The 14,441-nt window shown below is 73.0% G+C and carries 13 protein-coding genes; 7 read left to right on the top strand and 6 right to left on the bottom strand.

Annotated elements, in window-relative coordinates:
• Positions 1-59: 59 nt before the first annotated feature.
• The 3 genes from ACFWA7_RS04335 to ACFWA7_RS04325 all read right to left on the bottom strand — a co-directional run bounded on the left by ACFWA7_RS04335 (position 60) and on the right by ACFWA7_RS04325 (position 2,155).
• On the bottom strand, positions 60-665 hold the full coding sequence (locus ACFWA7_RS04335; protein WP_385535433.1) for a hypothetical protein: 606 nt from the start codon (positions 663-665) through the stop codon (positions 60-62).
• A 142-nt stretch (positions 666-807) separates the two neighbouring features.
• On the bottom strand, positions 808-1,641 hold the full coding sequence (locus ACFWA7_RS04330; RefSeq protein WP_385535434.1) for an MOSC domain-containing protein: 834 nt from the start codon (positions 1,639-1,641) through the stop codon (positions 808-810).
• Positions 1,642-1,705: 64 nt separating this feature from the next.
• The gene (locus ACFWA7_RS04325; RefSeq protein ID WP_385535436.1) at positions 1,706-2,155 is read right to left on the bottom strand and encodes a DUF6643 family protein; all 450 of its coding nucleotides are present in this window, start codon (positions 2,153-2,155) and stop codon (positions 1,706-1,708) included.
• A 243-nt stretch (positions 2,156-2,398) separates the two neighbouring features.
• On the opposite strand from ACFWA7_RS04325, the gene ACFWA7_RS04320 reads away from it, so the two are divergent.
• Entirely contained in the window at positions 2,399-3,745 is a 1,347-nt protein-coding gene (locus ACFWA7_RS04320; RefSeq protein WP_385820813.1) for a TerD family protein, read from the top strand.
• 53 nt (positions 3,746-3,798) lie between these two features.
• On the opposite strand, the gene ACFWA7_RS04315 is transcribed toward ACFWA7_RS04320, so the two are convergent.
• Entirely contained in the window at positions 3,799-4,974 is a 1,176-nt protein-coding gene (locus ACFWA7_RS04315) for a glycosyltransferase (RefSeq protein ID WP_385820811.1), read from the bottom strand.
• 58 nt (positions 4,975-5,032) lie between these two features.
• Between ACFWA7_RS04315 and ACFWA7_RS04310 the strand changes: the two genes are divergently transcribed.
• Both ACFWA7_RS04310 and ACFWA7_RS04305 read left to right on the top strand, forming a co-directional pair.
• Positions 5,033-5,842: a glutamate racemase gene (locus ACFWA7_RS04310; RefSeq protein ID WP_385820809.1), complete on the top strand. Its 810-nt coding sequence runs from the start codon at positions 5,033-5,035 to the stop codon at positions 5,840-5,842.
• A 47-nt stretch (positions 5,843-5,889) separates the two neighbouring features.
• Positions 5,890-6,468: a hypothetical protein gene (locus ACFWA7_RS04305; RefSeq protein ID WP_385820807.1), complete on the top strand. Its 579-nt coding sequence runs from the start codon at positions 5,890-5,892 to the stop codon at positions 6,466-6,468.
• 24 nt (positions 6,469-6,492) lie between these two features.
• On the opposite strand, the gene ACFWA7_RS04300 is transcribed toward ACFWA7_RS04305, so the two are convergent.
• Complete coding sequence (locus ACFWA7_RS04300) at positions 6,493-7,554, bottom strand: O-antigen ligase family protein (RefSeq protein ID WP_385820802.1); 1,062 nt, start codon at positions 7,552-7,554, stop codon at positions 6,493-6,495.
• Positions 7,555-7,776: 222 nt separating this feature from the next.
• On the opposite strand from ACFWA7_RS04300, the gene lnt reads away from it, so the two are divergent.
• From lnt to ACFWA7_RS04280, 4 genes are all read left to right on the top strand, one after another.
• Positions 7,777-9,411: an apolipoprotein N-acyltransferase gene (lnt, locus tag ACFWA7_RS04295; RefSeq protein ID WP_385820800.1), complete on the top strand. Its 1,635-nt coding sequence runs from the start codon at positions 7,777-7,779 to the stop codon at positions 9,409-9,411.
• Positions 9,412-9,421: 10 nt separating this feature from the next.
• A complete protein-coding gene (locus ACFWA7_RS04290; protein ID WP_385535450.1) occupies positions 9,422-9,901 on the top strand; it encodes an NUDIX domain-containing protein in 480 nt (159 codons plus the stop codon).
• A 56-nt stretch (positions 9,902-9,957) separates the two neighbouring features.
• Positions 9,958-10,761, top strand: coding sequence for a 3-hydroxybutyrate dehydrogenase (locus tag ACFWA7_RS04285; protein ID WP_385535452.1), 804 nt, complete (start codon positions 9,958-9,960; stop codon positions 10,759-10,761).
• Positions 10,762-10,891: 130 nt separating this feature from the next.
• Complete coding sequence (locus ACFWA7_RS04280; RefSeq protein WP_385820798.1) at positions 10,892-12,808, top strand: helix-turn-helix domain-containing protein; 1,917 nt, start codon at positions 10,892-10,894, stop codon at positions 12,806-12,808.
• On the opposite strand, the gene ACFWA7_RS04275 is transcribed toward ACFWA7_RS04280, so the two are convergent.
• A complete protein-coding gene (locus tag ACFWA7_RS04275; protein ID WP_385820796.1) occupies positions 12,798-14,165 on the bottom strand; it encodes an MFS transporter in 1,368 nt (455 codons plus the stop codon). The two genes, ACFWA7_RS04280 and ACFWA7_RS04275, sit on opposite strands and share 11 nt — an antisense overlap.
• Between the last annotated feature and the right edge of the window lie 276 nt (positions 14,166-14,441).

Genomic DNA, 14,441 nt, shown 5'->3' with positions numbered 1-14,441 from the left:
ACGCTGTACGTGCGACTGATGGTCCACCGTAGCGCGCGCGAGGCCGGTGAGTTGACCGGTCAGCTGCCTGCTCCCGCACGGCCCCAGTCCGGACCGTATCCGGCCCAGGCGCGGTCGAGACGGGCATACCGCCGTCGCACCAGCCGCCATACGACGAGCCGTCGTATGCCCTCGACGAGGCCGGCCGCCGCCACGGCCGCGCCGAGACCGGCGAACACCGCGTGCGCGTGCGCGGTGGCGGAGTCCAGGGGGCGGCTCGTGCGTATGCCCCGGTCGTCCGTCCACATGCGGAAGGTGGAGCCCGCGGGGGCCGACCGCCTGGGGGCGGCGACCGTGCCGGTGTGGAGAGTGCCGTCGTACGCCGTCCAGTTGGCCACCACCCGGATCCGGCCCTCGCGGCCGCCCACCCCCTCGGCGCCGGCGAGCGCACTGCGCTCGTGCGCCTGGTGGACCACCACGGCCGTCGTCGCGTGCCGCTCTCGCTGCTCCCTGGTCACCGTGCGCTGGAGCGCCCGGTCCGTGACCGCCCCGCACAGGCTCCCGAGCACCGGCGAGGCCAGCGCCATCAGCACCAGGGCGGCGAGCGCCACCCATGCCTCGACGAGATCCGTACGGCGGCATAAGGGGTTCTGCCGCCAACGCCACACCCCCACTGCGGATCGCACTGAATCGCACCCCCTTCCGCATGCGTCCTGGCCCCGTACGGTGCGCCCTACGCGCGAGCGGGCCCAAGAGAGAGCAACGTCACCCGAGCCCCCTCCCGCACAACGCGTCCGCCGTCCTCACGAGTTCCCGCCGACGGGCGCCCTACGCTAGAACGCGCACGGGATCACCGGTGCGGATGACACCGGTGCGCTCCGGGACGATGTTCTGCCCGAACACCAGCTTCGTGCCGAAGCGGCGGTGGCGGCCCAGGGTGCGCAGCGGCTCGCGGCCGCGCGCGGAGGTCGCCTGGTTCGTGGTGGTGATGACACAGCGCCCGCAGGGCTTGGCGACCCGGAAGACGACCTCGCCGATCGCGATCCGCGACCAGTGGTCCTCTGCCCACGCCTCGGTGCCGTCGACGACCACATTGGGGCGGAACCGGTTCATCGGGAGCGGGCCCTCGTGCGGATGGCCGCCCTGCGCGATCAGTGAGTTCAGTGCCTCCAGCGAGGCCGTGGTGGCGACCAGGAGCGGGAAGCCGTCGGCGAAGCTCACCGTCTCGCCCGGCAGCGCGAAGTCCGGGTCGATCGGCCGCCGGGTCGCGGGATCGTCGAGGTGGACCAGCCGGACCTCCACCCCGAGGTGCTCGCTGAACCACGCGTGCGCGGTCTCGTCGGCCGCTATCGCCTCGACCTTCTTGCCGAAGAGCGTCACCGCGCTCGCGCCGATCGGCTCGGGCACGGCGACGGTCAGATCCTCCCGGCCGGGCGCGGACAGCCGGACGGAGCCGTCCGGCAGCGCGCGGGCGGCGGCCAACGCGAGCCGCGCCTGCTCGCGTTGGGTCACGGCCTTCCCGGCGGCGTCGACGACCATCCAGCGGCGGTCGCCGGCCGGACCCCATGGTTCGACCTGCACCTCGTCGAGTCGGTACCCCCCGACCGACTTGACGGGGTAGACGTTGATGTGGCGCACGACGGGCTGAACCGGACTCTCCATGAGCCAATCCTGCCAGCCGCCTCGGACATCCGGTCGAACGCGGAGGAGCGGTGGGCTGCCCCGCTCAGTACCCCGCGTTCGGGTACGGCTGGTTGTAGCCGTCGTACGGCGCCGGGGCGGGCCGCGGGGCCGCGGGGCGCATCGCCTCGTAGCCGGTCGGGCCCATCGGGCGCTGCTGCTGGGCCTGCGGGCTCGGGTAGCCGCGCGGGGCGCCGGTCTGCTGCGGAATATAGGGAGCGGGCGCCTGCTGCAGCGGCATCGGCTGCGGCGCCTGCTGGTAGCCGTACGACGAGGCGTAGGCGGGCTGCTGCTGGGAGGGGGCGGCGGGCAGCGCGGGGAGCGCGGCCGGCAGGGCAGGCAGATAGCTGCTGCCGGTGTCGTACAGGGCGGGAACTCGGATCGGGGCGATCTGAGGCGTGCCCCGTTCTGCGACGAGGGAGTCGTAGATGGGGGTGTCCGGGAAGGACGGCGCGGAGTAGTAACCGCCGCCATAGGTGGAGCGGGGGGAGGTCATGGCACATAAGTTAAGCCCACGATGTGGTCGTTGGGGAGCCCGATAAGAGGGTTGTTTTACGGGTTCGGAGTGATCGCACATCCCCAATGCGAGCGAACATGGGAAAATCGGTCGCCCTGGAGCGTACGGATCCTGTAAAGGCCGAGCTCGGGAGGGGTTACCGCGGGTGCCGGAACGTCTGCCGGGGTTTAGGTTGACGGTGCGGAAAATCTTTCGGCACCCCGACTCGCGATGGGGGCGAGCATGTCCATGCTTAAAGGGTCCAATGTGCCGGTGCCGGCGCCGACCGTACGCGTCGAATTGGCCTGGCGTTCCGGTCCCGGGGTGCCGGATGCCGACGCCTCGGCCCTGCTGATCGCGTCGGGCACCGGGAAGGTCCGCTCCGACGCGGACTTCGTCTTCTACAACCAGCCGGCGCACGCCTCCGGCGCGGTGCGGTACGAGGGCAAGCAGAGGTCGGCCGAGGGCGTCACGGACACGCTCTTCGTCGACCTCGCGCGCGTGGAGCCCGACGTGGAGCGCGTGGTGCTCGCCGCCTCCGCCGATGGCGGAACGTTTGGCCGCGTCCCCGGGCTGGCCATCCGGGTCCTCGACGGGGTGAGCGGCGCGGAGCTCGCCCGCTTCGACAGCGCGGACGCGACCGTGGAGACGGCGTTCATCCTGGGCGAGCTCTACCGGCGCCAGGGCGCGTGGAGGTTCCGTGCGGTGGGCCAGGGATACGAATCCGGACTCGAAGGGCTGGCAACGGACTTCGGGATCACGGTCGACCGGCCGGGTGCGCAGGCCCCGGCCGGGCCGTCGGCTCCCTACCGGGCACCGGTTCCGGCGGCCGCCCAGCCGAGAGCCGCGCCGTCCGCCGCGGCCCCGTCCGCTGCCGCTCCGGCGGCGAGCGCCCCCGCCTTCCCGGCGGCCGCCCCGCCGCCTTCGCCCGCACCGCCCGCGCCGGCCCCCGTACGTCTGTCCAAGGTGACCCTGACCAAGGCGGCTCCCACGGTCTCGCTGGCCAAGCAGGGCGGCAGCTCGGGGGCGCTGAGGGTCAACCTCAACTGGCAGACGCGCAAGCAGTTCAGCGGCTGGGGCGCCAAGCTCGGGCGTGCCGTCGCCAACCACGCCGACCTCGATCTCGACCTGTGCGCCCTCTACGAGCTCGCGGACGGCCGCAAGGGGGTCGTCCAGGCACTGGGCAACGCCTTCGGCTCGCTCAGCCGCCCCCCGTACATCCACCTCGACGGCGACGACCGCACCGGCGCCGTCACGTCCGGCGAGAACCTCACGGTCAACCTCGACCACAAGGACCAGCTCCGCCGCGTGCTGATCTTCGTGACGATCTACGAGGGAGCGCGCAGCTTCGCCGACCTGCACGCCACGGTCACCCTCCAGCCCGAGCACGGGGCGGCGATCGACTTCTCGCTCGACGAGTGCACCGTGCCCTCCACGGTCTGCGCCCTCGCGCTGCTCACCAACAACGGGGGCGACTTCGTCGTCCAGCGCGAGGCCCGCTATCTGGTCCCCGGGCGCGGCGTCAGCCCGCAGCGCACCATCGACCAGGAGTACGGGTGGGGCATGAACTGGACGCCCGGGCGCAAGTGACGCGCGCGTGGGCGCGGTTTTTTTACGGCGGAAGCGAGAGGGCACGGCCCGGCTCACTGGTCCGGTGTGGCCTCCGGGCGCGCGTAAGTGCGCCCCTTCCATGCCGCCCCGCGCCCCCGGTAGTGCTGGACGGCGGAGTCCACCGTCATCAGTAGGTACAGCAGCGCGGTGACCGGCAGCAGCGGCGCGAGCAGCAGCGGCTGCCGGTAGTAGCGCAGCATCGGTACGTACGTTCCGGCCATCACCAGCCACGCGAACCCGCCCGCCCAGCCCGCCACCGCGTCGTCCCGCGCCATCCCGGCGAAGAGCGCGACCGGGGGAGCGAGATAGATCAGCGCGAGCCCCGCGACCGTCCCGAGCAGCAGGACCGGACTGTGCCGGAGCTGGGCGTACGCACTGCGCGCGATCATGCGCCACAGGTCGGCGAGGCGCGGATAGGGGCGCACGCTGTCGACGCGCTCCGCCAGCCCGAGCCAGATCCGCCCGCCCGAGCGGCTCACCGCGCGCGCCACCGACACGTCGTCGATGACTGCCTGGCGCACCGACTCCGGAATCCGCGCCCGCTCGGCGGCCTCCGTCCGCAGCAGGACGCAGCCGCCCGCGGCCGCCGCCGTGCGCGCCTCCGGCCGGTTGATCCAGCGGAACGGGTACAGCTGCGCGAAGAAGTAGACGAAGGCCGGCACCACCAGACGCTCCCAGCCGCTCGCCACGCGCAGCCGCGCCATCTGCGACACCAGGTCGAGCCCGTTGGAGCGGGCCGCGGCGACCAACTCCCGCAGGCTGTCCGGCTCATGGGCGATGTCGGCGTCGGTCAGCAGCAGATACTCCGGCTCGCGCGCGCGGGCCAGCGCGATGCCCTGGCGCAGCGCCCACAGCTTCCCGGTCCAGCCGGGCTCGGGCTCGCCGGGCCGGACCACGGTCAGCGGGAGCGCGCACTCCTCCCGCGCGGCCAGCGCCCGCGCCAGCTCACCCGTGCCGTCCGAACTCGCGTCGTCGACCAGGAAGATCTCCGCCTCGCCCGGATAGTCCTGGGACAGCAGGGTGGGCAGGCTGCGCGGCAGCACCTCGGCCTCGTCCCTGGCCGGTACGACGATGGCGACATACGGCCAGTCCGGCGGGGCGGAACGGGCGGGGAGGCGCTGGTCGGTGCGCCAGAAGAAGCCCTGTCCGAGCAGCAGCCAGAGCCAGCAGAGCAGTGACACCACGGCGATCCATGCGAGGGCGCTCATCCGCCGCAGTCTGCACTACCTGAGCGGGTGCGCAAGGGCGGTCGACTATGGTGACCGGGTGAAGATCGCGCTCATGGACTCCGGAATCGGCCTGCTGACGGCGGCCGCCGCCGTGCGCCGGCTGCGGCCGGACGCCGACCTCGTCCTCTCCTCCGCCCCGGACAGCATGCCGTGGGGCCCGCACACGCCCGAGGGCGTCACCGAGCGCGCGCTCGCCGTGGCGCGCGCCGCCGCCGAGCTCCGCCCGGACGCCCTGATCGTGGCCTGCAACACCGCCTCCGTGCACGCGCTTCCGGCACTGCGCGCCGAACTGGAGCCGCGGATCCCGGTGATCGGGACCGTACCGGCGATCAAGCCGGCCGCCGCCAGTGGCGGACCCGTCGCCATCTGGGCCACCCCGGCCACCACCGGCAGCCCCTACCAGCGCGGGCTGATCCGCGAGTTCGCCGACGGCGTCGAGGTCACCGAGGTCGCCTGCCCCGGGCTCGCGGACGCGATCGAGCACGGCGACGAGCCCGCCATCGAGCTGGCCATCGCCGCGGCGGCCGAGCGGACCCCCAAGGATGTAAGGGGTGTCGTCCTGGGTTGCACCCATTACGAACTGGTCGCCGAGCGGGTGCGTGCCGCTGTGCGGCAGCCCGGTCTGTCGGCGCCCGGCCTGTACGGCAGCGCGTCGGCCGTCGCCGCCCAGGCGCTGCGCCGGGCCGGCCTGGAAGCCGCCCCGGACGCGGCGCCCACCGGCATGGTGACGGTGCTGCTCAGCGGTCGTGTCGGCGCCCTTCCGGAGACCGCGCTCGGTTATCCGGAAGGTCTGCTGCTACAGGCCGTCACCGCTGCTCACGGAATGCGGGGCGCCCCCGCTCACTGAGAGTGGGGTCACTGCCGGTTCTGTGGAATCTGAGTAGTCTGCTGGGCATGAGGGAATTTCCCCCCGAGCCGCCGGCGCACGACAGTGATGCACCGGCGCTCGCCCCGCAGCCGGCGATCTGGACCGGTCGCGCGACCAACCGAGTCCAGTGGCTGCTCGCCGCCGGTGGTGCGGCGTGCGTGGCGCTCGGCGTCGAGCTCGCCGTCGACTCCAACTGGACGTCCGGCGTCGCCCCGCTGCTCATGTCGGTGATCGGCTGCGTCACGGCCGGGCTCCTGGTGATCTACGGAACGCTCGCCTTCGTCCATGTGGCCGTGAAGGTCGACGGCGACTTCCTCGAAGTGCGCTGCGGCCACATCGGCCTGCCGCGCCGCCGGATCTCGCTCCTGGACGTGGTGGGCGCGGACTTCGCGCCGCGCGTCACCCCGCGCCAGTGGGGCGGCTGGGGCTACCGCTGGCGCCCCGAGAAGGGCACCGCGGTCGTCGTACGCCGAGGTGAGGGCCTGGTGCTGCGGCTCGGCGACGGGCGTGTCTTCACCGTGACGGTGGACGACGCCGAGGCGGCGGTCCGCGTCATCCGCGACCGCCTGCGCCTGCTCGGCGCGGCCAAGCGCGCCGAGGTCTGACCCTCCCGCCTGTCCTCACCCGGATCATCCACGCGCGCGTACGGCCTGCACCTCCTGTTCCGCCTCCCGCCGCCCGTCTCCGTGCGGCCGCGCCGTCGCCAGGCCCGCCAGCAGGCCCGCGCCCATCGTCACCGGGGTGAAGCTCAGCGCGTTGGCGACGCAGGCGAACGCGGCCAGCGCGGTGAGCCCGGCGCCCGCCGTGAGGACGACGGACGTCGGCCGGGGCGAGCGCCACAGTGCGTACAGCATCCAGCCGTAGGCGGCCCCGAGCAGCGTGGCTCCCACCGCGCCCTGCTCGGACGCCTGCTGGAGCAGGGCGGAGTGCGGCTTGCCGGCGGCGACCGGGGACTGCCGCGCCACCGGACTGAGGCTGCCGAACCGGTCGGGCCCGGTTCCGCGCACGGGGTGGTGCTCGGCCAGATCCACCGCGTCCCGCCACAGCAGTACGCGCTCCGGCGTCAGCTGGCCCTCCAGGGAGACGGTGAGCCCGTCGGGCAGCACGTCCTCGGCCACGGCGACCGACCCCACCGCGACGAGCGCGGCGATCGCCGCGAGCCCCGCGAGGCCCACCGTCCGGTGCCGCATCCGGGCCGCCGCCAGGGAGCACAGCAGTACGCCGAGCGCCGCCGCGCAGCCCGCCGCCGAGCCGAGTGCGAGGGCCGTGCCCGCACACCCCGCGGCGAGCAGCCGCAGCGCGAGGCGGACCGGGGTCGTACGGGCCGCCCAGGCGCCGCAGCAGGCCGCGCCCGCCGCGAGCGCGGGAAGCGCGGCCGAGACGCCGATGTGGCCCGGCAGGGGGTCCACGGTGGCGCCGGGGACGCCGTCCCTGGAGGCGTACGCCAGGAGAAGGCCCGCGCTCGCGGCGCAGGCCGCGGCCGCCACGGGCACCAGACTGCCGCTGATCCGGCCCAGCGCGTACCCCGCGGCCACCGCGAGCACCGCAAGCAGTACGCCCTCCGGGCGGGCCTCCCGCCCCGCCGCCGTGACCAGCGACCAGCCCGCGCAGGCGCCCAGCACCAGGACACCGACGAGATCGGGCCCGGCCCGGCGCTCGGGTGCGGCGGACCGGCCTGTCAGTGCGCTCATCCCCGCCCCCCGGCCGTCTGACGGACTGCGCACACCGTAGTGGCGCCGGGCACGATCTGGGTACAGATCGTGCGGAAACGTTCCGGCGGGGGTGCGTTCCGATGCCCGTACGCGTACGGACGTAGTGGCCGGACGCAGATCGACGGTGATCGTGCGCATATGGACGGTTACTGTACGAACTGGTCTGACACGGCTACAGCTCGCGGCCGTAGACTCCGCCGGGTGAGCACGACCACCACCCCCACAGCCGAGCCAGAGCAACTCGAACCGCAGCCCGCCACCGCCTCGCGCGGCCGTCGGCTGCTGCACCGGTTCGTACGGCCTGCCACGGCCGCGCTGTCCGGGGTGTTCCTGTACCTGAGCTTCCCGCCCCGGCCCCTGTGGTGGCTGGCGGTGCCCGCGTTCGCGCTGTTCGGCTGGTGTCTGCGCGGGCGGACCTGGAAGGCCGGATTCGGCCTCGGCTACCTCTTCGGGCTCGGCTTCCTGCTGCCGCTGCTCAACTGGACGGGCGTGGAGGTCGGCCCCGGCCCCTGGCTGGCCCTGGCGGCCATCGAGGCGGTCGGGGTGGCCGCCGCGGGCGCCGGGATCGCGGCGGTCTCGCGGCTGCCCTGGTGGCCGGTGGGGGGCGCGGCGATGTGGATCGCCTCCGAGGCGGCACGCGCGCGCGTGCCGTTCGGCGGCTTCCCCTGGGGCAAGCTGGCCTTCGGCCAGGCGGACGGGGTGTTCCTGCCGCTCGCCGCCCTGGGCGGCACGCCCGTCCTCGGCTTCGCCGTCGTGCTCTGCGGCTTCGGGCTCTACGAGTGCGTGCGCCAGGGGCTGCGCCTGCGCGCCACCGGTGTCGTACGCAAGGGGGCCGCGGCCGCCGCCCTGGCCACCCTGCTCGCGCCGGTCGCCGCCGCCTTCGCCGCGACGCCGCTGGTCAGCGTCGCGGCCGAGAACGGCACCGCCACGGTCGCCGTGATCCAGGGCAATGTGCCGCGCCTGGGCCTGGACTTCAACGAGCAGCGCCGCGCGGTGCTCAACTACCACGTGCGCGAAACCCTGCGGCTCGCCGACCGGGTCAAGGCGGGCAAGGCCGCCAAGCCCGACTTCGTGCTCTGGCCGGAGAACTCCTCGGACGTCGACCCGTACACCGACGCCCAGGCGTACACCGACATCGACCGGGCCGCCAAGGCGATCGGCGCGCCCATCTCGGTGGGCGCGGTCGTCGAGCGCCCCGACGGACAGCTCTTCAACGAGCAGGTGCTGTGGGACCCGAAGACGGGCCCCGGAGCCACCTACGACAAGCGGCAGATCCAGCCCTTCGGCGAGTACATCCCGCTGCGCGGCCTCATCAAGCAGTTCGGCCCGGGCTATGTCTCCATGGTCCGCCAGGACTTCAGCCGCGGAACCAGGCCCGGTGTGTTCGACATGGCGGGCACCGAGGTCGGCATCGCCACCTGCTACGAGGCGGCGTTCGACTGGGCCGTGCGCGACACCGTCACCCATGGCGCGCAGATCATCTCCGTACCGAGCAACAACGCGACCTTCGACCGCAGCGAGATGACCTACCAGCAGCTCGCCATGTCGCGCGTGCGCGCGGTCGAGCACAGCCGGACCGTCACCGTCCCCGTCACCAGCGGGGTCAGCGCGGTGATCATGCCCGACGGGGAAGTCGTCCAGAAGACCAGGATGTTCACGCCCGACTCGCTCGTCGCCAAGGTGCCGCTGCGCTCCTCCGAGACTCCGGCGACCCGGCTCGGCACCGTGCCCGAGTGGGTCCTGGTGGCGCTCGCGGCGGCGGGACTCGGCTGGGCGGTGAGCCGTGCCGTACGCGCGCGTCGTGAACCGGAGTCCGGCGCCGCCGAGTCTCGCTAGGGTCGAGGGCATGGCGACACCAGAGTTCATCCGAGAGATCCGGGCCTCGGCCGGCCAGCAGCTGCTGTTCCTGCCGGGAGTCAGCGTGGTCGTCTTCGACGACGAGGGCCGGGTACTGCTCGGCCGGCGCGTGGACACCGGCGAGTGGTCGATCATCGGCGGGATCCCCGAACCCGGCGAGCAGCCCGCCGAGACCGCCGTGCGCGAGGTGTACGAAGAGGCCGCCGTGCGGTGCGTCGTGGAGAAGGTCGTCCTGGTGGACGCGCTGCGCCCGGTCACCTACCCCAACGGCGACCACTGCCAGTTCATGGACATCTGCTTCAAGTGCCGGGCCGTGGGCGGCGAGGCACGCGTCAACGACGACGAGTCCCTGGAGGTCGGCTGGTTCCCGGTCGACGCGCTGCCGGAGCTGGAGGAGTTCTCGCTTTTCCGGATCAAACAAGCGATGACCGATGAACCGACATGGTTTGCGCCTATGACCGAGCGCTGAAGTATGGGCCCGGACCACATGGGTGGTGGGCGGCCGCACTGCCTAGGGTCGAGAACATGACCGCGCCCACCACACCTGGTCCCGTCCCCACGTCCATCGAGCTCGACCTGGGCGGCCGCACCGCCCTGGTCACCGGAGCCGCAGGCGGCATCGGCCGGGCCTGCGCCCTGCGCCTGGCTGCCGCCGGCGCCAAGGTGCGGGCCGTCGACCGGGACGCCGAAGGCCTCGAAGCCCTGGCCGGACAGGGCGCGGGCCTCGCCGGATCCCTGGAGCCGCTGGTCCTGGACCTCACCGACCTCGAAGCCGCCGAGCAGGCCGCCACCGGCACCGACGTCCTGGTGAACAACGCCGGGCTGCAACTCGTGCGCCCCATCGAGGAGTTCCCGCCCGAGGTGTTCCACACCGTGCTCACGGTGATGCTGGAAGCGCCGTTCCGGCTGATCAGAGGATCGCTGCCGCACATGTACGGGCAGGGCTGGGGCCGCATCGTCAATATCTCCTCGGTGCACGGGCTGCGGGCCTCCGCGTACAAGTCGGCCTATGTCGCGGCCAAGCACGGCCTCGAAGGGCTCTCCAAGACCGCCGCCCTGGAAGGCGCCCAGCACGGCGTCACGTCGAACTGCGTCAGCCCCGGCTATGTCCGCACCCCGCTCGTCGAGCGGCAGATCGCCGACCAGGCCGCCGCCCACGGCATCCCCGAGGAGCGAGTCCTGACCGAGGTGCTCCTCAAGGACTCGGCGCTCAAACGGCTGGTCGAGCCGGACGAGGTCGCCGAGGCCGTCGCCTACCTCTGCGCTCCGCAGGCCTCCTTCATCACCGGCACCTCGCTCGCACTGGACGGCGGCTGGACCGCGCACTGACGCACCGTCGGCGCACCCGGGCGGTACCCGCCGCCGCACCACCACCACACCTCCGCTCCTTGACCGGCGCCTGCCAACAGTTGTCCACAGGGCTGGCGCGGCCGCCCGTACGGCAGGTATCCCTGTGAACATGTCCCACCATCACCCGCAGTCCACCGAGTACGCGGAGGCCCCCTATCTGGAGCTTCTGGCGCGCGGCGCGGCGGCCGAGGCGTACGACCGGCCCGCGCTGCTCGCCCGTGCCGACGGCGCCGGGCCCGAGGCGCTGGCCGCCCTGGAGTCCGCCCGGCAGCTCGCCCTGCGGGTCCGCGCCGACCTGGAGGGCAGACGCCGCAGAGAGGCCGAGCTGTCCGCGCTCTTCGAGACCGCCCACGATCTCGCGGGGCTGCGCGATCTGGACGCGGTGCTGCGCGCGATCGTGCAGCGCGCGCGTTCCCTGCTTGGCACCGAGGTCGCCTACCTCAGCCTCAACGACCCGGTGGCGGGCGACACTTACATGCGGGTCACCGAAGGGTCGGTGGCCGCCCGCTTCCAGCAGCTGCGGCTGGGCATGGGCGAGGGCCTCGGCGGCCTCGTCGCCCAGACCGCCAGGCCGTATGTGACGTCGAGCTACTTCGACGACGAGCGCTTCCAGCACACCCGGACCATCGACACCGGAGTGCGCGACGAGGGCCTGGTCGCGATCCTCGGCGTACCGCTGATGCTCGGCAGCAATGTGATCGGCGTGCTGTTCGCCGCCGACCGGCACAGCCGGGTCTTCGCGCGCGAGGAGATCGCCCTGCTCGGTTCCTTCGCCGCGCACGCCGCCGTCGCCATCGACACCGCCAACCTGCTCGCCGAGACCAGATCGGCACTGGCCGAGCTGGAGCGGGCCAACGAGATCATCCGGGACCACAGCGCGGTCCTGGAGCGCGCCTCCGAGGTCCACGACCGGCTCACCGAACTGGTGCTGCGCGGCGGCGGGGTGCACGACGTGGCGAGCGCGGTCTCCGAAGTCCTGGACGGAACGGTCGAGTTCGCCGACGCCGACTCGGCGGTCTTCGCCGCCTTGGAGCTGACCGGCACGGACGGCCATGCGGTCCGCAACGGACGGGACTGGGTGGCCACGGTCGCGGCGGGCGACGAAGTGCTGGGCGCGCTGGTGCTGCGCGGCCACCCGGCGCTCGACCCGGTGGACCGCCGCACACTGGAGCGGGCCGCGATGGTCACCTCGCTGCTGCTGCTCGCCCGGCGCTCGGCCGGCGAGGCCGAACAGCGCGTGCGTGGCGAGCTCCTGGACGACCTGCTGGACGCGCCCGGCCGCGACCCCCGGCTGCTGCGCGACCGCGCCGTCCGGCTGCGGGCCGACCTGGACGCGCCGCACGTGGTCCTCGCCGCCCGCATCGAGAGCCCCGAGGAGGGCACGGCGGAGCGGCAGACCGCCGACCGGCAGCGGATGGGGTCGGCCGCCGCGCATCTGGCGGCGACCCGGCACGGCCTGGCCGCGACCCGCGACGGCGGGACGGTGCTGCTGCTGCCGCTAGGCCCGGCCGACACCCCGGCCGAGGTCGCCCGGCAGCTGGCCAAGCAGCTGGGCGGCGCCCTGCACGAGCGGGTCACGGTGGGCGCGTCGGCCCCCGTCGAAGCGCCGGCGGCCCGGCCCGCCGAGATAGCCGAGGCGTACGCGGAGGCGCGCCGCTGCCTGGAGGCACTGCGGCTGCTGGGCCGCCCCGGCGAGGGCGCGGCCGCCCAGGACCTCGGCTTCCTCGGGCTGCTCCTCGCCGACACCCGGGACATCGAGGGCTTCGTCGACCGGACGCTCGGCGCGGTCGTGGCGTACGACGAAAGGCGCGGCACCGACCTGGTGCGCACCCTCGACGCGTACTTCGCGAGCGGTATGAGCCCGGCGCGCACCAAGGACGACCTGCACGTCCATGTGAACACGGTGGCTCAGCGGCTGGAGCGGATAGGCAGGCTGCTCGGGCCGGACTGGCAGTGCCCGGCCCGAGCGCTGGAGATCCAGCTGGCGCTGCGGCTCCATCTGATGTCGGCGGCGGTCAGACGTTGACGGAGTCCCGGGAGCGGCTCTCGGCGTCGACCTCCGCCAGGTCCCGGTGGCGGGTCTCCTGGGCGCAGACGAGGGCGATCACCGTGAGGACGGCGGCCGCGATCACATAGAGGGCGATGGGGGTGGAGCTGTCGTAGTCGGACAGGAGGGCGGTGGCGATGAGCGGGGCGGGCGCGCCGGCCGCGACCGAGGCGAACTGGGCGCCGATCGAGGCTCCCGAGTAGCGCATCCGGGTCGCGAACATCTCGGTGAAGAAGGCGGCCTGGGGTGCGTACATCGCCCCGTGGAAGACCAGCCCGACGGTGATGGCGAGGACGAGGTTCCCGAAGTCGGCCGTGTCGATCAGCGAGAAGAAGGGGAACATCCAGGCGCCGACACCCACCGCGCCGATCAGATAGACGGGCCGCCGCCCGATCCGGTCGGAGAGCGCGCCCCAGGCGGGGATCACCGCGAAGTGCACGGCGGAGGCGATCAGTACGGCGTTGAGCGCGGTCTGCTTGGCCATCCCGGCGGAGGTCGTCGCGTACACGAGGATGAACGCGGTGATCACGTAGTAGCTGATGTTCTCCGCCATACGGGCGCCCATCGCGACCAGTACGTCGCGCCAGTGGTCGCGCAGGACGGCGACGAGCGGCAGCTTCTCCGCCACCCGGTCGGGCTCGGCGGCCTTGCGGGACTCCGCACGTTCCAACGCGGCCTTGAACAGGGGGGATTCATCGACCGACAGCCGTATCCACAGCCCGACGAGCACCAGCACCCCGGAGAGCAGGAACGGCACCCGCCAGCCCCAGGAGAGGAAGGCGTCATCCGACAGCAGCGCGGTGAGCGCCGAGAGCACGCCGGTCGCGAGCAACTGCCCGGCGGGCGCCCCGGTCTGCGGCCACGACGCCCAGAACCCGCGCCGCCGAGCGTCCCCGTGCTCCGACACCAGCAGCACGGCCCCGCCCCACTCCCCACCGAGCGCGAACCCCTGCACCAGCCGCAGGGCCGTGAGCAGCACGGGCGCGGCGGAGCCGACCGTGGCGTGCGTCGGCAGCAACCCGATCGCGAAGGTAGCCCCGCCCATCATGAGCAGACTCAGCACGAGCAGCTTCTTGCGCCCGACCCGGTCCCCGAAGTGCCCGAAGACCAGCGCCCCGATCGGCCGGGCGGCGAACCCGACGGCGTACGTCAGGAACGACAGCAGCGTGCCGACGAGCGGGTCGGAGCCGGGAAAGAACAGCTTGTTGAAGACGAGCGCGGCGGCCGACCCGTACAGGAAGAAGTCGTACCACTCGATGGTCGTGCCGATGAGGCTGGCGGCGACGATGCGGGGGAGGCTGGTGGGGGGTGGGGGAGCGGTTGTAGGGGAGGACATCGGCACCACTTCCTGGTGTGCGACGGGGGACGTTTGCGTGTCGCCACACCGTAGGAACGTGCAGGTCAGCGGCGTATGTGGTGGGACGCCATAGTTCTGGGGGTGGGTGTGCGTGGGGGCACCATGAGGGGGGTGTCGGCGCTGGTTCGAGGCTGTTTTGGAGGGCGGCAGGGTGCTGTCCGCGCGCGCTGTTCGGTGCGTTTTGCGGACACGGCGCTGACTTCCGTGCTGGTTTGGTGCTGACCTGAAACCGCACGTCAGCACCCTGGATCACCT

This window comes from Streptomyces sp. NPDC059994 (assembly GCF_042737755.1).
In the GTDB taxonomy this organism is placed as follows: domain Bacteria; phylum Actinomycetota; class Actinomycetes; order Streptomycetales; family Streptomycetaceae; genus Streptomyces.
The sequence above is the reverse complement of the archived record's forward strand: the minus strand, read 5'-3'. Positions and strand labels throughout refer to the sequence as shown.